Raw genomic sequence first — 20789 nt, forward strand, 5'->3', positions numbered from 1 at the left:
CAAGGTGTCCACCTATTTTGGTGGACACCTCATGCATCAGGACTCTCAAAAGCAAAAGGTGCGGAGAAATTCGCGCTTACGGTCGTTCGGCATCGAATACGACCATCTCTGGATGGGGCGTGACACCACGTCCTTCGCGGGCGTGGTCACGCCAGGGGGCATCACCCTTCTCGGCAACGGGGTCAGTCAGGATGTGGACATGGTCACACTTCGGTTGAACTATCGTTTCGGCGGTTATTCGGCACCGGTCACCGCTCGCTATTGAACCGTACTTCCGCGCAGATTAGAGGTCCCGGCATGGCACCGGGGCCGCTCAATTAGGAACGGCAAAGGGTCTTCGCTTCGACCCGGCTGTCAATTCTGACGATCGAAGCCGGCGAGTTGCTGCCGGTCCAACAGTACGATCTGGCGGTGGGTGGCACCGATGAAGCCGAGGATGCCAAGCTTGCGCAGATGCGATAACGCCCGCGAAACGGTTTCCAGCTTGAGTCCAAGGTAGTCCGCGATATCACGCCGTGACATTGGCAGTGCCAAAATGCCGGCGTCGGTGAGCCGCTCGTCCATCTCAAGGATGAAGGCCGCGACGCGCTCGATCGAAGTTTTGCGTCCAAGGAGCAGCATATGGTCTTCCGCATGCTTCAGATTGCTGGTGGTCATGCGGAGCAGATGCTTGGCCAGCGCGCCATCACTGCCGGAAATTACATCGAGATTCTGTCGCCGAATGAGGCGAACCGTCGTGTCCACGACGGCTTCTGCCGTAGAACGGTGCAGGCTTCCATTCTCCAGTCCGAAGATATCGCCGGAAACGTAAAAGGCGCCGATTTGCCGGCGGCCATCACGAAGCAGCTTGTAGCTTCGTACCGCGCCTGACTTGACCTGATAGACATAATCGGCGGGTTCCTTTTCGCCGTAGATCTTGTTGCACTTCCGATAGGTAAGTTGGCTCAGGCTGACGATCGGATTGGTTTCGGTCGGTATCCCCAGTTCGCAAAGGGAGTGCGGATGAGGCACCGACACTGATGTGATATGCATCAGCATTGGACCCATTCCTTAATCTTGTGATGATGGGCCTGGTATCCGTGCAATTCCGGTGCCGGGTTAGGGGCGTGCATGGTGACAATATTTTCAGGGATAGTGCATTCTCGGTATTGTCCTAAAGTTCATTGCACCAAAGAACAACAATGCCCGAGTTTGGATCTGTTTGGTTGCGGCGCTGCGGCGCAGAAATCTGCCATCGGTCTGCAGCTTAAGACCGGCGCTACGGTGATTGTTGGTGGACGTGTTCAATTTGCTCCCCGACGCTTCCCCAATCCGAGAGCCTGAACACGCCGGTCGCGGCCGCCTGCGGAGTGGGCAGAACGCGGATCAACGGCGTCTGCGTTGCAAGGACGACGATCCGCCAAACCCGGCGTGCAGTGCGCAGGTGTCTCCGTTGGCAGGGAAATGTCTGTGCGATGTACGAATAGGAGCCGCGAGACTCGGCGTTTGGATCTTATCCGGACGCCGATCACCAGGTTCTGAAGCCGAACCAGCCGAACTGTCCTTGTCGTGCCGCCAGAAGCATCTGCGGCTGGACGTTTCGCCTCGGTCGAGCCGCAACATGCAACATCTTGCGTTGTCGCTTGCGATCGACGGTTTCAGGCGGGCGTGTATCCTGTTTCGGCAGCATCGCGAAAGAATTCGCCACCGCCGGGCTCAGTGGGACGGTAACGGGCGGTTCGGCCACATCCGATGAAGTTGCGACCTCGGTCGCCTCGGCCACGGGCGCAGCGGCGACGATCACCGGCGACTGGGTATCGAAGACAATACGCTCGGGCCATTTGCGATCTGAGTGGATAAGTATGGCCGGCCGGTCCGCAGCCGCCTGATCGACGGTCGGGGCCCTCGGCAGCCAATAATCTGCAACAAAGAGCAGTGCGAGCAACACTGCTCCGACCTTCCAGAAATATGCCGCCAGTGGCATGCCGGTCGCTCCGGTGCGCCCCCGAAACATTGACCTGGGCTCTACGTCGTCTGTTACCTGCAGCAAGATGGCCACGAGCTGCTTGATATAGATCAAGCGCGTTCGATCGCTCGCGAACGCGCTCTAACTGCAGCCGGTAATGCGCGCAACTGCCTTCATGTACTTGAGATGAAGTGCGGCGTCACCTCCGTCTGACGGAGAGTTGCGAGCGGTCAGGCGATCCGAATTCAAACAGGTCTCAAGATCGAACCTGATATGCGAGCACCATCCCAGGGCGCTCTTCTCTGCCTCTTCCTTGGAGGGGCCAAACCCCACAAAGGTCTGAACGTGCCCGGCCTCGCGGGGATGTCCCGATCGCTGTTGAACTACGTCGGGTCGACGTTGCCGGAATGAATATTACGCAGCCCTCGTGACGTGGGCAACGGACTTGATTGTCATGCGATCGTGGTGAGCTTGAAGGGCCGCACGCAGAACCGACAATTGCTTATGCGCCTTCAATCGTCGGAAGCCCTTGTTGGCCTCGATCATACCGGCCGCGACCCATCGCAAGGCCATACCGGCATCCCGCCAGCGTTTAACGTTGCGCGTGACGCGGCGAATGGTGCCCATCATGTTCTCGGCGATATTGGTACAGGCGAGCGATCGGCGAAGCTCCTTCGGCAACTTCAACCGGACGACAGTCAGGATTTCGTCGAGGCCTTCGAGGATACTGGCCGCAACGCCGGGCCATTGCTGGTCGAGTCGACGCGCGAGATTGCGGATCAATTTTTCAGCCTTGTCGGCGTCATCGAGCTCCCAGGCCTGGCGCAGCACCCGGCGGGTGGCCGCATGATGCTCTTTCGGCAGGCGTTCCATGATGTTGCGCGCCTTGTGGATCTGGCAGCGCTGGATCGCAGCGGCCGAACCGAAGGTGCGGCGGATCGCCTTCGACAACGCCTTCGCGCCGTCGGCGATGAACAGTCTTGGCACCGTCGGGTCGAGCCCGCGCGAGACCAGGTTGTCCAGCAGGGCCTGAACCGTTGCTGCATTCTCGGTCGCCCCTTCCACCAGCGCCAGCGGATGCTTGTTGCCTTCGCCGTCAACCCCGATCGCGGCCACCAGCACGAGATCGTCGTCGAGATGCAGCCCGTCGATTTGGACCACCAGAAGGTCGAGCGCGGACAGATCGGCAGCCATGAAGTCGGCCAGCCGCGCCGCCGACAGAGCCACGAACCTCCGCGAGGCCGCCGACTTCGAAATCCCCGATCCGGGCGGTGCCGGCACGTCACCCTCGGGCAGCCGGACGGCGCGGCCGAACCGGCGCGTCGACACATTGATCAGCATCAGGTTCATCGCCCAGCGACCGAGCCAGTCCTCCTGCGCCGCCGTTTCCCAGCTCGGGATCGTGACCTCGCGGCCGTCCATGCCCCGGACCCGCGGGCGATCGACCTCGATCTTGCCGCCGTGGAAACCGATCCGCCCCCGCGTTCGGCCCCAACGGTGCGCCCGCCGCGCCGCATCACGACCGTGGCGCGGCCCGCAGGCCGCTGTCACATCCGCCTCCATCATCGTGCCGAGCGCCTCGATTCCTGCCGCAAGGCAGAACCGATCGAAGCTCGCTCGCACTTCCGCAAATGATTTCTCCACAGCCCCGGTCGCCGGCCAACCAGCCGGTGTGATATCTCTCGTCATGGCGTTGCTCTCCTTTGTGGAATCAGCACCCCGAGCCTACCGGCTCAAGGTGGGCAACGCCGACCTCTTCAGAAATTCAACAGAACCCGGGACATCCCCGGCCTCGCCGTCCGCCGTCGATACGAGATTGATTTCCGAGATGTAAAAGGACGAACACTGGGCGGCGCTGGTTCCCTGATTTAGATCAACGTAACCGCGCAGTGCGTCACCATTGTCGTGTGGGGCAACTCGCCTAGGAGATGGCCGATGTTGAAAATAGTAGTTGCCGGAACAACCGCACTCTTCCTTGCTGCATCCCCGATTGCCAACGCGCAAACCTCGCAAACCTCTTCTGCGACTCCGGAACGGTTAAATGCAGCCGACCGGAATACGCTGACGGACATGAGGATTGATCTGGTAAAGGCCGCGTTGCAGCTGACACCTGACCAGGAGAAATACTGGCCCGCTGTAGAGAGCGCCATTCGTGCCAGGGCGGAGGACCGGAAAGCCCGCCTTGCAAAAATCGGAGAAACAGTGGGTAGACGGGCCGACGAAAACCGTGTCGAAGCCCTGCGCAATCGTGACCCTATCACCTTCTTGCAGCGGCGCTCGGAAGCATTGGCTCAACGATCAGCCGATTTGGATAAACTCGCCGAGGCGTGGCAGCCACTCTACAAAACGCTTAATCCCGAACAGAGGCAGCGCATGGCGGCCATCGCGATTCTGGTACTCCACGATATGAGTGATGCCGTAGACCGGCGCCGTGCGCTGTCCGAGGACGAGGACTGAGCCAAAGCAGTTCAATTCGAACCTAATGCATAATGGTCGGAGCATACGCAGCTAACTGACTGTATGCCTAGACGATGTTTGCTAAGGGTCTTGGCTGTAGAAGCACACTTTTGTAGATGAGCCGATAGCAAGCCAAGACCGGCTCGGCCTCAGGCCGCGATCACATAGATCAGCGGCTTGATCCCGACGATGTTGATGACCCGTGTCAGGCCAGAACCGAGAGTGCCATCTCGGCGGCTACTTTTGGGAGCGTTCTAGTGAGGAAGTGGATCCCTCCCATGCGTGCATTCATCGTGCCGAACGGATGCTCGACTGTCTCGCGACGTTGGCGCATAGCGAGCGGGTTCAGGCATTCAGGCAATAGTGTCCATTGCCCACGATCCGCCTGCTCAACGAAGCGCCTCTCTGCTTCCCCCCGCAGAATCACGAGAGAATCATGGCAAAGCAGCAGCGTTTCCACACAGCCCACGAGCCGCAATACTTGCGGTGAGCAAAATCAAGTCGGCTCTGCCGCCAACAGCAGACCTCAGCAAGACCTCCCACACTTGTCGCGATGACCCAGGAAAAGACCTCGCTCCGGCAAAGAAAACCGAATATCTCCAGCGCAAGCAACTCTTGGTCGAGCCGAGACTGCGTCATCGCCGTAATACAAATATCCCCCGCTGTTACCATTCTGTCACGGATTTCGACGCTGCTTGTGCCCTAGTATTGAATGCCGTCTAACTTGGGGCCCCGCGGTTCGCGGAGCGCTTTGCAGTAGCCGCCACTGGTTGCAAATGCCGCCCAGAGAATTGCAATGAGATCAAACAAACCGGGAAGCCGCGTCATCAACTATGCGGCAGCGGTTGCTGCTCTCGTGCTTTGCGCTGATGTTTCGCATGCCGACCAGGGCGGTAGCTCGTTCTGGTTTCCGGGTCAGTTTGCGAGCCTCGTGGCCATGCAGCAGACACCGGGCTGGGCGCTCAGTGTCATCGATTACCATTCCGGCGTCGCCGCAACCGGGGGCGCTGCTGCGGCCAAAGAGATCCTGGCCGGCAAAATCCCCGCGAACGTCAACGTTAATCTAAATCTGAGTCTGAGCGGTCGGGCCGACCTGATCGCCCTTGCGCCATCGTATACTTTCACGACGGCGGTGCTTGGCGGGCAGTTGGTCGTAGGCATGTCCGGCCAGTACGGCAGAGCCGCCACCAGTATCGCCGGAACACTGACAGCGATAGCCGGACCGATTGTGATGACGCGCACCGGAATGCTCGAAGGCTCACTTACCTCCTACGGCGACCTCGCGCCATTCGCGCAACTGCTATGGAGCCATGGCGTCGACAATTACATGGCTTACGTCACGGGCAATATTCCCGTCGGCGACTATGATCCGACGCGGATTCCCAACATCGGGCTCGGGCACGGCGCGATCGACATTGGAGGCGCCTATACCTATTTCGACCCGGCGGCAGGAAACGAAATCTCGGGCGTCGCCGGCCTTACCTACAATTTCAGGAATCCTGATACCCTGTACCGGAGCGGCATCGATTTCCACTTCGACTGGGGCGCATCGCACTACCTCACCAAGCAGCTTTTCCTCGGCATTGTCGGATATGCCTACCAGCAAATCACCGACGATTCCGGCCAGAACCCGATCCTCGGTGGCTTCAGGTCACGCGTTTTCGGTGTCGGTCCGCAAATCGGGTACGGCTTCCCGGTCGCAGACATGCAGGGCTCCCTTAGCCTGAGGGGATACGGCGAATTCGGTGCAGCCAACCGTCCGTCAGGATGGAATACCTGGCTGACGTTCACCATTTCCCCGTCCGCGCCTGCCGCCATAGCGCGCACGAAGCATCTGGTTGTGAAATAAACCTCGTGCCAACCGGACATCGGCTGCGATCGGCCGATGTCTCAAATGGGTCAAAATGCGAAGGACTCAACGTAAGCAAGTCGGCCTCGTTGAACGGACCTCAATGAGGCGTGTCACCACTTCGCTGATGGGCCAGACCTGGACTCATCGCCGCAGCAAACGACATGCACGAACCGCAGTGATTTACTCAATCAATCGTCGGCGCGGGCGAGTGATCGAGCACTTTGATCACCGTCTCGTACCTTGTCGGCGCGCATCGCGCTCCGTTAGTAGACACCACGCCGCACGGCACGACGCGTATGGCGGTAATCGCGACGGTCGACACGACGCGCAGTCACGCGGGCGCGACGATACGTGTAGGCCTGCGCTTGATCAACGCTTAACTCCACGACGCCACGCGATGTAACCTGCGGCGAGACTGGAATCGTCGCCAACACCACTGCCGCAAACAGCAGCCCGACAATTGAGTAAGCCCTCATTGCACCTACTCCTATTATCTACCATGGCCGTCAATGTCGGCCACTGTCACCAGATGTCAATGAATATGTGCAGCGCATCGAGCGACATAGTTTTCGCCAAAGCTTTGCACATGACTGCTCCAAATACTCAGGCCAGCAGGAAAAGGCGTCGAGGGGAATGGTGCACTGCGTTCATGCGCGCTGCACAAATCATGGAATGCTCATGTCTCAATTGGGTCAAAAGCAGCGGTGGACGCCAAGTTGGATCGGCGTCCGGTTTGCCCCTGACAGCCGACATGACACGCGCTCAATCGACCTTCGGCTAAGGGGCCAACAAACCGCCGCTGCCGCAAATTCTAAGTCGCAAATTCCTTCGTTGATTGGTCAATAGCGCTTACTCAACTAGAGCGCGCACATTTCCAAATTTTCCCGACTGTTGCCGCTTAGGCACATCGAATGCTAGTCGGCTCAGCTAGGTTCGAGCTGGAACGCCGGACATCCAAAAAAGAACCGGCATCGTTCGGGTGAAACGTGGATGGAGCGAGAATAATGAGGAAGATTTTGTTAAGTGGCGTGGCCTTGCTGGCAGTGAGCATGGCGGCCCCCGCGTCGGCGGCTGATATGGCGGCACGCCCCTACACCAAGGCGCCGCCGCCGGTGGTCGCTCCGATCTATGACTGGACCGGTTTCTACATCGGCGCCAACGGCGGATGGGGCCAAAGCCACAATTGCGTGGATTTCGTCACGCTCGCAGGCACAGTTGCAAGCGGTTGCCGGGATCGGTCGGGTGGCGTTGTCGGCGGGCAGGTCGGGTATCGCTGGCAATCCAATCAATTTGTGTTCGGATTGGAAGCGCAGGGCGATTGGGCCGACCTCAGCAACACGCGCGTCAGCCTGTTCAACCCGACGCTTTCAACCACAGTTAAGACCGACGCCATCGGTCTCTTCACGGGCCAACTCGGTTGGGCGTGGAACGCGTCACTGCTCTACGTGAAGGGCGGCGCGGCCGTAACCAGCAATCGCCTGACAATATTCGACAACACCACCGGGATCGGTCTGGTCTCGGCAGATAACACGCGCTGGGGCGGCGCGCTGGGTGTCGGCTGGGAGTATGGCTTCGCACAAAACTGGTCGGTCGGTGTTGAATACGATCATCTGTGGATGGGACATGCGAACAACTCCTTCTCCGTGGCCGATCCGCGGCTTGCGGCCGTACTCAACGACCGGATCAGCCAAGACGTGGATATGGTCACTGTGCGCTTCAACTATCGCTTCGGCGGGTATGGAAAAGCTCCTGTCGCGGCGAGATACTGATCGCTCCAGTCTGCGCAAACCAAAGCCCCGGCTCGCCGGGGCTTTTTTGCGGGCTATGTATGGCTAGCGGTTGCTGCATCTTTGCAATGTCTGAGGTGGGTGAGAGCGCCGGTTTACGGATGTTGCGGCTGCTTTCGGTCAGCCCAATAAGCCGACGATAGTTGAGCGGCCTCGAACTTCTCAGGCCGGAGTTGCTGAGGTCAAAAACCGCCCAGTAGCCCTGAAAGGCGTGAATGAAACGCCAGCGATGAGTCAGTCGACCAGGCTACCGCAAACGCCCACACGAGCACTCCGAGCAAGTACGATACTCTGATCGCAGCGCCCGCTCGATCGATCCCGTTCAGACCGTCGTGGTGCACCCCTGCGACGAGACCTCCCTGCGCTGCGGCGTCCTCGACAGCGCCAGCGCGGGCATCATCCGACCGATCCTGGTGGGTCCGGAGGGAAAGATCAGAGACACGGCCGACACTCACGGGCTCGACATCGCGAGAATCGAAATCGTCGATGCGCCGCACAGCGAGGCGGCCGCCGCTAAGGCCGTCGAACTGATCCACGCTGCCCACGGCGAGATGCTGATGAAAGGCAGTCTGCACACCGACGAGCTGATGTGTAGCATCACGGCCAAGGCCGGCGGTCTACGCATGGACCGGGCCACAACCAGACATCGGCATCTGATCGATCACCTCGTTAGCGCGCAGTAGGAATGGTCCGAGCGAGTCGTTGAAAACGTAAAGCGCGTCCTGCGCGACCACTGAGCGACACCACGTCTCGCGGCGGCGGTGAGGCCCCCGCTCGGCCCGCGCGTGCGGCAACTCCTACCAACCACTCAACGGAAATCTACTGGTTCGCCCGTTCGGCGTCGGCGGTAGCCATGTATTTCGATTGGAAATGCGCAACCCGCTCGCGCCACATTCCGACGAACGCCCCCGATGTCAGCTTATCCACCGATTTCCACTCGGCTTTGACTGCCGGAAGGCTATTCCGCCAGATCGCGCGTTTGCACCATTTTTCGCGTTTCTCCCTCCCTTCGCTGGTGGCACACATGGATTTCCAAGCGATGCGATCGGGTTGGCTGATGTGCTCGGCGGCGCCTTCCCAGCCTTGTTGATGGATCAAGTAAAGATCACTCAAGGTCGGCTTCTTCTGCGTCACCCACTCGAACAGAATGCCTTCGGTAATGACCTTGTAGGCTGCCGCAATGGCATTGTCGCGGGGATCAAGAATCTGCCCGGAGCCGAATTTGTTGAACTCGTACTTGCTCAGTTGAAACAGGCCGATATACGACCCCGTGCGCTGCTTGGGGTCGAAACCGGACTCGATCTTGGCAACCGCTTTCATGAAATGGAAGTCCAGACCGAAAGCGTCGGAAGCGCGCTTGATCTCCTCGACCGGCGTTCCGACCGGGATGTCCTTGAGTGACTTTAAGACGATCTCCGCCGGTTTCTCGGCAGGAGGCAGTTCGGACCAGACGTAATAGATGAGATAGCGAAAATCCTGCGTCACCGGCGCCGAGTTGGAGGCATTGCGCGTTGTCGGCCCCGGTTGGGCGACATCATGGTGGCCCAAGTCCACCGATTCCTGCACGGGCGGTAAATCGGCCGACAGCATCTGCGACGGATCGGGCAACGCAGCCACGACGATCGATTCCGGCTTATCCGAAGCCGCCGTCGTGTCGGTGGCCGTCCCCGCCGCGGGTTCGGCGGCCGTCGCCACTTCGGCGCCAGCCACAGCAGCGTTCGCGACAACGGTGTTAGCGACAACGGCGTTGTCCATTGCGATTGCCTGCGGTTCATCCGCGAGCCTGGCGTTGGCGGCGAGCGATGCTGCGCGATCCTCGATTGGCACTGCGCCGATGTTCTCGGTGCCGGCCGAACCGAAGCCAGCCAGCCAGCCAGCCAACGATCCCCCCCGCGAGAACGACCGTTCCGCAAAACGTCGGCACCACTGCCGTAAATCGCCGCGGGTTCATCATCCCGTCGCCTCCAAAGGCCCCACCCGAGCAATGCTGCACAGCCAAGCACGCGACGGGTGAATTTTCGGGTCGAGACATGGCCGCGCAATGGCGCAAACCGCGGTTCATCATCTTTTCCACGAAGTGTTGCCCGCATGCAACGCGCCGGCGGCAAGCAATTGTTCTGCGACGTAAGCGTGTTGGGAAGTTTCGGACCCATGCGACGCATGCGGCTAGTTCGCGGCGAGCCGGTCATGGTGAATGTCGGACCAACAGGTGCGCTTGAGTGGCCGTAGTCGGGGATGCCGTCCCTTCGAGCGGTCTGTCGTTGACGATTTATGGGATCATCTGAGCGAACCGAACCCATTGCCCAAGATCAAAGCGTCCGTCGCAACGGCCCTCACACCGTACATTGATCGGCCCGGCGATCAGCGCGACGGCTATTGCCGATTGTCTTCTTCCGGCAGATTGGCCTCGTCATTGGAATTGGTCCAATTTTCGACCCACTGCGACCAGATTTGAAGACGAGGCTATGGTCGGTAACGCCACGCTTTTTGCGTTGGACCTCGCATGCAACTTCACTGCATGAGGCACTGAATGAGGAGGCAGACTCCAATAATAGCTTTCGCCGCTTTCATGCTCTCTACAGGGATCGCACACGCTCAGTTTCCGTTTTGGCCGCAGGACAGGTTCTGGCCAGGCCACTACGCTCCGTTCAAACACAAGCACTATCACCGGCAGACAAACTCTGGATCTGCGAAGAACGCTCGGCCCGAGGCCCCTCCGAAGGGCCCGCTCCAGATCATCATCTCGATCGCTGACCAACGGGTCTCGCTTTTTGACAACGGGGCACTGATCGCACGCTCGACGGTGTCCACGGGAACTCAGGGGCATCCTACACCCCTGGGCGTATTCAGCGTGATCAGCAAACAACGATGGCACCGCTCAAATATTTATAGCTCTGCCCCCATGCCCTACATGCAGCGCATCACCTGGTCAGGGATTGCGTTGCATGCCGGTGTCGTGCCTGGGCATCCGGCGTCACACGGCTGCATCCGTTTGAAAAATGACTTTGCCATTCGACTCTGGCATCTCACGAAGCGCGGCACGCGCGTGATCATTGCGCACCACGATGTCCAGCCGGTCGAGATAACCAGTCCGCACCTCTTTAAGCCGAAAGCAGTGTCCGGTTCGCCGGAATTTCAGGCTGCCACAGTCGTGGGTAAGAGCGTTAGCACAGCCGCGGCAACGCATGGATCACCGGTGTCCAAGACCGAGACTCCAGAAGCCACTAGTCTTACTGCGTCACAAATGGTGGTCTGTGAAATGGGCGAACTTGATTGCACAACAAGGACATCTCGACAACGTTCGGACCAGCCCTTGTTCGAGTCGCCGTCGCATCGTCGTGATCGAATTTGGAATGTGACGTTGGGTCCGTAGCGGCAGAACCGCGGGGTCTGTAATCCGCGGAAACGCGAGCGAGCGGGATCGGCCGGGCGCGCCGAGCGCCTGAGGGGGGAAACGCCTCCCGCTCGGAGATCAGGAATCCGAAGGCTGCAATGCACATCGTTGCGTGATGATGAAAGCCGCGCCAGCCGCGTCCCTCGAAGTGGCCAAGCCCGACCTCCTGCTTGAGTTCCTGATAGTCGCGTTCGATGCGCCAGCGCAATTTAGCCGTCTCTACGAGAGTCCGGAATGCCACATCCTCCGGCAATGTCGAGAGCCAGTATTTGGTAGGCTGGTCCTCGCCTTTCGGCCATTCGATCAGCAACCATTCCTCCAACCGCTGGGTGGTTTGCCAATAATCACGGTGCGCGGCACGGACCCGCACGCGGGCAAAGCGCGAGCTCAGCTTTTCGTTCGTTCCTTGCCGCCACGTGATGGTGCGCCAAGCTTTGGCCGGCAGGCCGATCGCGAGCGCTTTAACGGCGGCCGGCCGACGCTGACGGTTGCGGCGCATCAGTTTCGGGGGACGGCCGCGGCCCGACCATGGCTTCGGCGGCAAGGGACCGGTGCCGGGCGCCCATACCGTTGTGCTCGACAGAAGACCCGCCACATAGGTCAATCCCAGCGCCGTGATCTCCGTGCGCAGATCGCTGTTGTTGCCATAGCCCGCGTCCATCAGCACGACACCACGCGGAAGGCCGGTCGCACAGGCCCACCGCAACTGCTCCAGCGCGATCTCCGGCTTGGTCCGGAAGCCGACTTCGGCAGGAATGCCCACCTTGCGCCGCCGATCGCAATCCTCAGTCCATTCCTTCGGAAGATAAAGGCGGTAGGCAACAGGCAGGCTGGCGTGGTGATTGGCAATCGATAATGACACCGCCACCTGGCAATTATCCTGCTTGCCGAGCTGCCCGCAATATTGCCGTGCAACTCCAACCGAATGTCGCCCCTGCTTGGGAAATCCGGTGTCATCGATGATCCAAGCTTCGATCGGGCCCTGGCGTTCGATCGCCGGCAGGACCATCTCTCGTACCTTGCCCAGCACCTTCTCATCCGACCAGGCGCCGCTGCCGACGAAATGCAGCAGCGATTGATGTTGGGCGGCCGTCCGTTCCGGAGCCGTCATCGCCGCCATTGGCTCCACGCTCTTACGACCGCCACAGGCCATGAGGCCGACGCAATAGTCGCGCAGCGGTGCCTTCCGATCAGCATGACCGATGACGCTGGCAAGCCCTTCCAAATACGTCGCAAATCGCATCTCACTGGTCTTGGTGCCACGCCCGCTCATGTAGCCTCCTCGGCTGATGGTCCATGCTTCAACCATCGCTGATTCCGGCCGGATAAAGCCTGCGGTTTTGTGACTCAGTCGTACTAGTCTCCAGGTTCCAAACTCGGCTGCCGCTGAAGGCACACCCAGAAAGATGGCCCCGATCTCCGTCTTCGTGAGTCGTAAGTTGAGCAAGCTCTTCGTGCGTCAGGGCTTCTCGCCGTTGTTTGATGTTGCGGTCAAGATCGAAAATCCGGAGGAGCCCCTTGGAACGCACGTGTTTACTGCAATGGAATTCCAGAGCGAGGGAGCGGCTATTCGCTGGACCGTCGTGTCGATTCCGGACGAATTTCCTCGCATCGAGGATGCCACAAAAGAACGCGAAGCGCCCGTGAAGCAAACCGCCCTATCGGTACCGTCTCCCGATAAAGCCAACGCTGTCCTCAACCGCATCGAAATACCGCGGGATACCGTTGAGAGGATCTCTAAACTTCTGACGCCGGCCTCTTCATTGATTATTTCCGACGACGGATTTAGCCACGAGACGGGAAAAGACACGGATTTCATCGTTGTAACGCATTGATGCGGCGGCGCACCCCACCGACATACGATGCCGCTGCGCAACCCGCTGGAATTGTTCGACCGCAAATCTGGTGCAAGATTCTTGACCTCCGCACCTAACCCAAAGCAGCGCGGTCCGTTCTGGGTCAATCGCGTCGGTCTGGGCGATGACTGCGGACTTCCGCTCAACCCTCCTAAACAGACGTCGTCAGCGCCTGCTGGCAGCCTCGCAGTTGCCAGCAGCCGCTGTTAGCGTTGGGTCGGAAAATGCTTGTCCCAGTCGCAATTACTTCGGTCGTCCGTAAGCGTAGCTCTGCGGCCCTTTTGAATGGCGCTTGACGCCTATTTTGTTCGCGTGGCGCGTCGCCGCGGCTTCCTTGTGTCGGACAACGCGTTGACGGCGGCTTCGAGTGCCTTCCGGTCGACGACGTTGGGATCGAACCGCTCCGGGCCCCAGAGGCGCATGTGTCCGTGCTCGGGATGGGCGGGGTCGCTGATGGCGGCGAGGTATTCGGCATAGCCTGGCGCACCGCCGACGTCTTCCGGAGGACAACGACCGGCGGCCTCGAGCAGGAAGGGAAGCCCCTCCGTCGTGGTGTTCTCGAACCATTTTTCGAGCTTGATCACATGGTCCCAGCTGTCGCCGAAGTCATAGAGATAGTGGATCGTCTTGGCGCCGGTCTCGCGAACGATATCGCACAGCCGCGCTTTGCGGGCATCCATGGGCTGGTGACCGTAATCATTGTCGGGGTCGGGAATCCCCCAATGTGCCTCACCAGCAAAGAACTCGAAGAGGTGACTGTTCGTCCAGCCGAATGCCTCCTGAAGCGTCAGATGCAGCCGATCAAGGCGCAGGGTGACGGGTACGACAAGGCGACGCATCACCTCCGGCTTCACATCCTTGAGGGTCACCTTGATCCGGACCGCGGTCGTGTTCAGGCTCATGCCGCCAGCCTCGGATCGCGTGTATGCATCGTATAGGTCGACGCCCAGGGAAGCAGTTCGTCCAGTCGCGCTGCAGGCCAACCATTGACGAGCTTGGCGAGAACGTCAGCGAGCCAGTGCTCGGCACTGAAGCCATTGAGCTTACAGGTCTCAATGAGCGAAGCCAGCAATGCCCAATTCCCGGCGCCTTCGTCGCAACCGGCAAAAAGAGAGTTCTTGGCGTTGAGCTTGATCGGTCGCATCGCACGCTCGACAGCATTCGTGTCCATTTCGATGCGCCCATCATCAAGATAGAGCGTCAGGCCGTCCCAATGACGTAGTGCATAGCGCAAAGCCTTCGCCGTGTCGCTCTTCTGCGCAAGGTGATCGAGCTTGGCCTCAAACCACTGCTTCAAGGCTGCAACCAGAGGCCGGGTATGCGCTTGTCGGCCAGCACGGCGCTCGTCCGCAGATCGGCCGCGGAGGGCCTTCTCGACCGCGTAAAGCTGGGCGATGCGCTCAAGAGCCTCGCGGGCAACCGGAGCTGGCGCAGGCGCAGCCTCCCGCTCGATCTTCACAAACTGGCGCCGCAGATGCGACCAGCAGAAGGCGAGCGTCCCGGACAGGGCGTCCGCACGCGTCTCTCGGGTCATGGTCTTGTAAGCCTGATAGCCGTCGCAGTGGATGATGCCGCGATAGCCCTCCAGCAGCCGCAAGCCATGAACGGCGCCGCGGCCCGGTGCATAGGCATAGACTACCCCAGGCGGATCAGGTCCGGCCCAAGGCCTGTCATCGCGTGACAGCGCCCAGAAGTAGCCGGTTTTTGTTCTGCCGCGCCCCGGATCCAGCACCGGCGCCGGGGTCTCATCGACACAGAGCTTCGAGGAGGCGAGCAGAAGCTGGCGCAGACGATGCCACACGGGCTTCAATTCCTGGGCGGCATAGCCGACCCAGAAGGCGAGCGTGGAACGATCCAGCGCTATTCCGTGCGTCGCCAGCATCTGCGCCTGGCGGTAAAGCGGCAAATGCCAGTGATACTTGGCATCGATCACATGCGCGACCAGCCGCTCGGTGGGCAATCCTCCCCTGATCAATCGCTCGGGAGCCGCGTGCTGCAGGACGACGCCATGACAGGCGCGGCAGGCCAGCTTGGGACGGCGGGTGATGATGACGCGATACTGCGCCGGAACGACGTCGAGCCTCTGGCTCTCATCCTGACCAATCTCGAAGAGGTTGCCCTTACAAGACGGGCAGCAGCTCTCGGCCGGCATCATAGTCTCGATGACGCGCGGCAAATGCTCCGGCAGCTGACCACGGTTGGCTCTGCGCGCGGCAGCTCTCTTCTCGCCTGTTTTGGGATTGGCACGATTCTCGGCGGCTTCGAGAGCCGCAACGGCCTGATCGATATCCTCCAGAACAAGCTGCAGCTGATCAGCGTCCAGCTTTTCCGAGGACCGACCGAACTGCGCATCTTTCGCAAGCTTGAGCAACCGCTCGAGCCGGGCGCAGCGATCCAGCAGAGCCGCGGCAAAGGCACGCAACTCGGCTGGATCGCTCGGTAGCTCATCAGGCAAATCACTCATTGGCCCGAGCTTGCCATGCTTCGCGTCACGATGCAGCGATGATTTGCATTTTTACGCAAGCGCTTTCGGCTGCGGGATCCGAGGCGCGTGCATGCGCGTCCAATCCATGCCGGCCAGCAGTGCTGACAGCTGGGCCCCATTCATCCGCATCACACCGGCCACGATGGGTGGCCATTTGAAGCCGCTGCCATCGAGCCGCTTCCAGTACATCACAAGGCCGCTGCCATCCCAGACGACGATCTTCACCCGATCGGCGCGCTTCGCACGGAACACCACCGCCACGCCCTTCATCGGGTCATGGCCCAGCGTATCCTTCGCCAGCAGCGCCAAGCCCTCTGCACCCTTCCTGAAGTCCACAGGTTGCGTCGCCACGTAGATCATGAGGCTCGCCGGCATCGTCAGCATGAACGTGTCCGTCGCAGCGCAATGAACACATCGCTCAACGCAGCAAGGCCAGGCGCCCCGCGCACCTCCACGCGCGCGCCCTGGAACTCAACCGTAACAATGGCTGCTTCCGGCGAACCGGAGGGCTCTGCGGCCGCAGGCAACGCTAATTCCGACACCACCGGCACGAACGACAGCGTGTCCGCCGACGCCGGCAATACCAACTGGCCCAAACGCGCCCGGCGCCGCCAATCATGCACCTGCTGGGGCCGGCAGCCATGGCGACGAGCGACGTCTGTTACAACCGCCCCCGGTTCGAGGCTTTCCGCCGCAATCTGCGCCTTCAAATCATCCGGCCAGCGCTTTCGACCTGCGCCAGCGAACACTTCAATACGCGGTGACAACGGTCGTCTTATGTCGTCAGAATGGTCGTCCATTGTGAGCACCCTTCCAGAAGATGACTCTTCTAACGGTGCTCTCAAGACTCCGCACAAACAATCAGACGGGCCTCGGCGCTACGCTTACGGTCGTCCGTCATGCGGACGAAGCAGGCCTCGTGGCCACTTGGCGATTGCAGGCAGCCCGAGAAGATTGTCGGGCTCCAGAGCACATTAGTCGGGATTGTTTTGACGGTCGGCTTTGTGAGGGGGCTTTGCCGAAAATATGCATGCTTTCATCCGGAATTTTCCCTCCCTCGGTGGGTCTGCGGAAAGAATGCTTGGCATCGCGTCCTGAGGCTTCGCGTTATCGTGTCACTTCCTGTCGAGCATGAGCTTGATGGCGGTCGCAGCATAGCGATTGCCGTGCTTCGTCAGGTGACCGGCTTCCGCGAGCGTTGCCGCGATTTCGCGGAGTGATCGCTTGCCGCCCTTGGGTCTTGCGCGCGCCAGTTTACGGGCTAACTCGACCGTCTCGGGCGCTCGCTCAGCAATCGATTTGCGGCCCTCACCCGATGCAATCCGATAGAGTTCATGATCGTTGAGCGGTTCGGGGGAGGTACGCGCCCTCGCGGTAGACGATTATTCCCCGTCGCCCCAATTGGTTCGCGGTTCGCCCCGCGAAACCCAGCTGCGGTCGGGAGAAGAATTTTCTAAAAGCGAACGTGATGTGAACCCGTAGAATTACGCAAATTCGCACTTAGCCAGCACTCGCTCACCCCGAACACGTTTGGCGGCTCGCTCGCAAAGTTCCATTAGACTGACCGGACAACGGCTTCCCGCTGGCGAATGATCAAGTCCCGAACCTCAGCTCGCCCCTGTCGGACCAAGTTCATAGCCAACCGATGCGTTCTTTTCTCCCGCGAGACCTCGCCGTTAGACAAGATGAGACGTCCAAGAGCGGCATCCACGTCAGCCGGTCTCACAATGCCCAGCAAGTGTCGGCGGAAGTTAATGCGGCGCCCCCACACGGCTTCTTCCCGCTCGTCGTTCCAGTCCTCAGTATAGCGAGACGGTTGAAGACGATGGGACTGGCGAAGCGTCCGTCGGTTGCCGCCGCTCGCACCGCAGGTATCGCAGATAGGCGACGCGGCTCTGATCGAGCGGGAAGCCGTCACCTTGCCGCTGGATTACGCCTTCGGTCTCGAGCTTGCCGATGTAGGCCCCGCTGCAATCGAGGTGCAGCGTCATTGGCCCGACGCGCTGACGGTCGCAGCCCTTTGACGATGAGGGCCATCAACGGTGACGGTCTCGGACATCAGCGCCATTCCTGTTGCGTCGCGCCCGCTTTTGAAGGATCGTCGATCTTAGCGTCGCCCTCATTGTGCCATCTATCGCTCGATGAAATGACGGCGTCTCAAGACCAGAATTGGTCCTCCCGCTGCTCATCGCCTTGATACTCGCGGAAGTCGGTCGCCTTTCCGTTCTTCATCTGCCAGACGTGGATCTCCGGAAACGACGCGGACAGCCCGTTTCGTTCTGCGTTCACGGTAACCAAGGCGACAACGAGATCGTCTTCAGCCAGCACATTGTGCACATCCATGCAGAACGCGCCTCCCGAAAGCTCCATCGTGCGTTGAAAGAAGCCTCCGACCTGATCGTGACCGGTATAGTCGCCTGATAGGGGACTATGACCGGGAACGTGCCATGTGATGCCGGCGTCGAAAACCGCGAAAACCGAGGGGATGCTTCCTATCGCAAAGTCTTCGTAGGCCTTGCGGATAATCACCGAATTCAAATCGCCCATTGTTGTCTCCCCTAAAAGGGTTAGCACTCCTACGGGACTAATCGTGGGGATGTCCCGGGTTCTGTTGAATTTCTGAAGAGGTCGGCGTTGCCCACCTTGAGCCGGTAGGCTCGGGGTGCTGATTCCACAAAGGAGAGCAACGCCATGACGAGAGATATCACACCGGCTGGTTGGCCGGCGACCGGGGCTGTGGAGAAATCATTTGCGGAAGTGCGAGCGAGCTTCGATCGGTTCTGCCTTGCGGCAGGAATCGAGGCGCTCGGCACGATGATGGAGGCGGATGTGACAGCGGCCTGCGGGCCGCGCCACGGTCGTGATGCGGCGCGGCGGGCGCACCGTTGGGGCCGAACGCGGGGGCGGATCGGTTTCCACGGCGGCAAGATCGAGGTCGATCGCCCGCGGGTCCGGGGCATGGACGGCCGCGAGGTCACGATCCCGAGCTGGGAAACGGCGGCGCAGGAGGACTGGCTCGGTCGCTGGGCGATGAACCTGATGCTGATCAATGTGTCGACGCGCCGGTTCGGCCGCGCCGTCCGGCTGCCCGAGGGTGACGTGCCGGCACCGCCCGGATCGGGGATTTCGAAGTCGGCGGCCTCGCGGAGGTTCGTGGCTCTGTCGGCGGCGCGGCTGGCCGACTTCATGGCTGCCGATCTGTCCGCGCTCGACCTTCTGGTGGTCCAAATCGACGGGCTGCATCTCGACGACGATCTCGTGCTGGTGGCCGCGATCGGGGTTGACGGCGAAGGCAACAAGCATCCGCTGGCGCTGGTGGAAGGGGCGACCGAGAATGCAGCAACGGTTCAGGCCCTGCTGGACAACCTGGTCTCGCGCGGGCTCGACCCGACGGTGCCAAGACTGTTCATCGCCGACGGCGCGAAGGCGTTGTCGAAGGCGATCCGCCGCACCTTCGGTTCGGCCGCTGCGATCCAGCGCTGCCAGATCCACAAGGCGCGCAACATCATGGAACGCCTGCCGAAAGAGCATCATGCGGCCACCCGCCGGGTGCTGCGCCAGGCCTGGGAGCTCGATGACGCCGACAAGGCTGAAAAATTGATCCGCAATCTCGCGCGTCGACTCGACCAGCAATGGCCCGGCGTTGCGGCCAGTATCCTCGAAGGCCTCGACGAAATCCTGACTGTCGTCCGGTTGAAGTTGCCGAAGGAGCTTCGCCGATCGCTCGCCTGTACCAATATCGCCGAGAACATGATGGGCACCATTCGCCGCGTCACGCGCAACGTTAAACGCTGGCGGGATGCCGGTATGGCCTTGCGATGGGTCGCGGCCGGTATGATCGAGGCCAACAAGGGCTTCCGACGATTGAAGGCGCATAAGCAATTGTCGGTTCTGCGTGCGGCCCTTCAAGCTCACCACGATCGCATGACAATCAAGTCCGTTGCCCACGTCACGAGGGCTGCGTAATATTCATTCCGGCAACGTCGACCCGACGTAGTTCAACAGCGATCGGGACATCCCCCTAATCGTGGTCACTGTGACGTACAAAGCCCGAATATAGCAACCAATCGGTCGCCTCGAAATGTCTCCTCTTGGGCCCAGCGTCATTTTCATACGGAGCGAAAGTTCGTCGCTGTCAGGCCAAGGCAGACGTTCGCCTTCGCCTGCAACTGCAACAACGGATTTTCTCGCAGCAAATATCCAGACCTCCCGGCGTCGCGCGGTCCCCGCGTTTTCTACACGCCTCACAGGACCCGGACGACCTCGCGCAGCTCCGTTCAATCCGAACGTGGCAGGCGCAAAGAGCGGCGACGGCGGAGCGGCGATGAGGCACACGATGGGCTGTAAGCTTGGCGCGCGCGCCGAGATTTTCGCAAGGCGCTCGGGCGCGGCCTCGATCACTTCCGCAGCGAAGGCGCGAAGCTGATCCCGCCGCCGACAGAGCGGGACGCCTACGAGGCCGAAGCCTATCGGCTGTGGGCGATCAAGCAGCAGGGCAAGTGACCGCGACCTAGTGCAACGATATGTCCGGTGTTGGATGGAAACCGGAAGTAGTCAGCGCAGGGTCAAAACGACGCGAATGACCCCAAGCGGACTTCTGTTGATTTAGATCAACATGAGCGGCGCGAGACTTCGTTTTCTTGCGTCCTTGTGGTGGCAGCCCTCTCCAGATCCCTGTAGATCAGCATCAAGGACAACCTCGATGAGATGTAGATTGATCAGTCTGACGTTTGCTGTCTCGATAATTCCAATCGTTGCGAATGCGCAGGTAACCATTGATATGGGCAAGATCATATGTAGCCAATATCTTGCTATGCCGCAGTCACAGTCAGATAAGTTTTCTGCCTGGATGAGCGGTTGGTTCAGTTATCAGAACAACAGGACCTTTGTGGACCTTGCTTTGCATCAACAAAATATCGCCAACGTAAAGGCATGGTGCCAATACCATCCGGCGGAAAGCGTTATGTATGGCTTGCAACAATCGGTAGGCAAAAATTGACGGCTCGGGACTTT

Annotated in this window: 18 protein-coding genes and 3 pseudogenes; 10 read left to right on the top strand and 11 right to left on the bottom strand. The window is 60.2% G+C overall.

Going from position 1 to position 20789, the window contains the following annotated elements; all coding sequences use genetic code 11:
* Nucleotides 1–82 precede the first annotated feature (82 nt).
* Nucleotides 83–265 (top strand): annotated as a pseudogene (locus HAP41_RS35390) (hypothetical protein); the annotation flags it as partial.
* Nucleotides 266–354: 89 nt separating this feature from the next.
* On the opposite strand, the gene HAP41_RS35395 reads toward HAP41_RS35390, so the two are convergent.
* The 3 genes from HAP41_RS35395 to HAP41_RS35405 form a co-directional block, all read right to left on the bottom strand.
* Entirely contained in the window at nucleotides 355–1038 is a 684-nt protein-coding gene (locus HAP41_RS35395; protein ID WP_038945731.1) for a helix-turn-helix domain-containing protein, read from the bottom strand.
* Nucleotides 1039–1507: 469 nt separating this feature from the next.
* Nucleotides 1508–2059, bottom strand: coding sequence for a hypothetical protein (locus HAP41_RS35400; RefSeq protein ID WP_166087001.1), 552 nt, complete (start codon nucleotides 2057–2059; stop codon nucleotides 1508–1510).
* 300 nt (nucleotides 2060–2359) lie between these two features.
* A complete protein-coding gene (locus HAP41_RS35405; RefSeq protein ID WP_166064748.1) occupies nucleotides 2360–3634 on the bottom strand; it encodes an IS256 family transposase in 1275 nt (424 codons plus the stop codon).
* 246 nt (nucleotides 3635–3880) lie between these two features.
* On the opposite strand from HAP41_RS35405, the gene HAP41_RS35410 reads away from it, so the two are divergent.
* Nucleotides 3881–4402: a Spy/CpxP family protein refolding chaperone gene (locus HAP41_RS35410; RefSeq protein WP_038945733.1), complete on the top strand. Its 522-nt coding sequence runs from the start codon at nucleotides 3881–3883 to the stop codon at nucleotides 4400–4402.
* Between the two features lie 205 nt (nucleotides 4403–4607).
* Here the strand turns inward: HAP41_RS35410 and HAP41_RS50795 are convergent, their stop codons facing one another.
* Complete coding sequence (locus HAP41_RS50795; protein ID WP_166086988.1) at nucleotides 4608–4862, bottom strand: transposase; 255 nt, start codon at nucleotides 4860–4862, stop codon at nucleotides 4608–4610.
* 336 nt (nucleotides 4863–5198) lie between these two features.
* Between HAP41_RS50795 and HAP41_RS35420 the strand changes: the two genes are divergently transcribed.
* From HAP41_RS35420 to HAP41_RS35430, 3 genes and pseudogenes are all read left to right on the top strand, one after another.
* Nucleotides 5199–6251 carry a SphA family protein gene (locus HAP41_RS35420; RefSeq protein ID WP_166086967.1) on the top strand — a complete coding sequence of 351 codons (1053 nt, stop codon included), beginning with the start codon at nucleotides 5199–5201 and terminating at the stop codon, nucleotides 6249–6251.
* A 1007-nt stretch (nucleotides 6252–7258) separates the two neighbouring features.
* Entirely contained in the window at nucleotides 7259–8023 is a 765-nt protein-coding gene (locus HAP41_RS35425; protein ID WP_038953383.1) for an outer membrane protein, read from the top strand.
* A 309-nt stretch (nucleotides 8024–8332) separates the two neighbouring features.
* A pseudogene (locus HAP41_RS35430) lies at nucleotides 8333–8673 on the top strand (phosphate acetyl/acyltransferase); the annotation flags it as partial.
* Nucleotides 8674–8860: 187 nt separating this feature from the next.
* On the opposite strand, the gene HAP41_RS35435 reads toward HAP41_RS35430, so the two are convergent.
* A complete protein-coding gene (locus tag HAP41_RS35435; RefSeq protein ID WP_224580656.1) occupies nucleotides 8861–9922 on the bottom strand; it encodes a transglycosylase in 1062 nt (353 codons plus the stop codon).
* Nucleotides 9923–10610: 688 nt separating this feature from the next.
* On the opposite strand from HAP41_RS35435, the pseudogene HAP41_RS35440 reads away from it, so the two are divergent.
* Nucleotides 10611–11183: pseudogene (locus tag HAP41_RS35440) on the top strand (L,D-transpeptidase family protein); the annotation flags it as partial.
* 88 nt (nucleotides 11184–11271) lie between these two features.
* Here HAP41_RS35440 and HAP41_RS35445 read toward each other — a convergent pair.
* Nucleotides 11272–12708: an IS701 family transposase gene (locus tag HAP41_RS35445; RefSeq protein WP_166105276.1), complete on the bottom strand. Its 1437-nt coding sequence runs from the start codon at nucleotides 12706–12708 to the stop codon at nucleotides 11272–11274.
* Between the two features lie 166 nt (nucleotides 12709–12874).
* Here HAP41_RS35445 and HAP41_RS35450 point away from each other — a divergent pair, with 166 nt between their 5' ends.
* The gene (locus HAP41_RS35450) at nucleotides 12875–13270 is read left to right on the top strand and encodes a hypothetical protein (protein WP_224580655.1); all 396 of its coding nucleotides are present in this window, start codon (nucleotides 12875–12877) and stop codon (nucleotides 13268–13270) included.
* Nucleotides 13271–13590: 320 nt separating this feature from the next.
* Here HAP41_RS35450 and HAP41_RS35455 read toward each other — a convergent pair whose 3' ends face one another.
* From HAP41_RS35455 to tnpA, 4 genes are read right to left on the bottom strand one after another with little or no spacing between them, the layout of a single operon-like run.
* Nucleotides 13591–14193 (bottom strand): plasmid pRiA4b ORF-3 family protein, encoded by a 603-nt coding sequence (locus HAP41_RS35455; RefSeq protein WP_166055583.1) that lies wholly within the window; start codon nucleotides 14191–14193, stop codon nucleotides 13591–13593.
* The gene (gene tnpC, locus HAP41_RS35460; protein WP_166086948.1) at nucleotides 14190–15755 is read right to left on the bottom strand and encodes an IS66 family transposase; all 1566 of its coding nucleotides are present in this window, start codon (nucleotides 15753–15755) and stop codon (nucleotides 14190–14192) included. The genes HAP41_RS35455 and tnpC overlap by 4 nt, the downstream gene beginning before the upstream one ends.
* 51 nt (nucleotides 15756–15806) lie before the next feature.
* Entirely contained in the window at nucleotides 15807–16160 is a 354-nt protein-coding gene (gene tnpB, locus HAP41_RS35465) for an IS66 family insertion sequence element accessory protein TnpB (protein ID WP_166065968.1), read from the bottom strand.
* Nucleotides 16154–16576, bottom strand: a complete 423-nt coding sequence (gene tnpA, locus HAP41_RS35470; protein WP_166055731.1) for an IS66-like element accessory protein TnpA — start codon at nucleotides 16574–16576, stop codon at nucleotides 16154–16156. The genes tnpB and tnpA overlap by 7 nt, the downstream gene beginning before the upstream one ends.
* Nucleotides 16577–17626: 1050 nt before the next feature.
* On the opposite strand from tnpA, the gene HAP41_RS35475 reads away from it, so the two are divergent.
* The gene (locus HAP41_RS35475; protein ID WP_166086913.1) at nucleotides 17627–17800 is read left to right on the top strand and encodes a hypothetical protein; all 174 of its coding nucleotides are present in this window, start codon (nucleotides 17627–17629) and stop codon (nucleotides 17798–17800) included.
* A gap of 133 nt (nucleotides 17801–17933) precedes the next feature.
* On the opposite strand, the gene HAP41_RS35480 is transcribed toward HAP41_RS35475, so the two are convergent.
* The gene (locus HAP41_RS35480) at nucleotides 17934–18323 is read right to left on the bottom strand and encodes a nuclear transport factor 2 family protein (RefSeq protein WP_166086910.1); all 390 of its coding nucleotides are present in this window, start codon (nucleotides 18321–18323) and stop codon (nucleotides 17934–17936) included.
* 144 nt (nucleotides 18324–18467) lie between these two features.
* Between HAP41_RS35480 and HAP41_RS35485 the strand changes: the two genes are divergently transcribed.
* Nucleotides 18468–19742: an IS256 family transposase gene (locus HAP41_RS35485; protein ID WP_166064748.1), complete on the top strand. Its 1275-nt coding sequence runs from the start codon at nucleotides 18468–18470 to the stop codon at nucleotides 19740–19742.
* Nucleotides 19743–20490: 748 nt separating this feature from the next.
* Nucleotides 20491–20775, top strand: a complete 285-nt coding sequence (locus HAP41_RS35490) for an HdeA/HdeB family chaperone (protein WP_224580654.1) — start codon at nucleotides 20491–20493, stop codon at nucleotides 20773–20775.
* Nucleotides 20776–20789: the final 14 nt, after the last annotated feature.

The organism is Bradyrhizobium barranii subsp. apii, from assembly GCF_011516635.5.
Lineage (GTDB): Bacteria > Pseudomonadota > Alphaproteobacteria > Rhizobiales > Xanthobacteraceae > Bradyrhizobium > Bradyrhizobium barranii.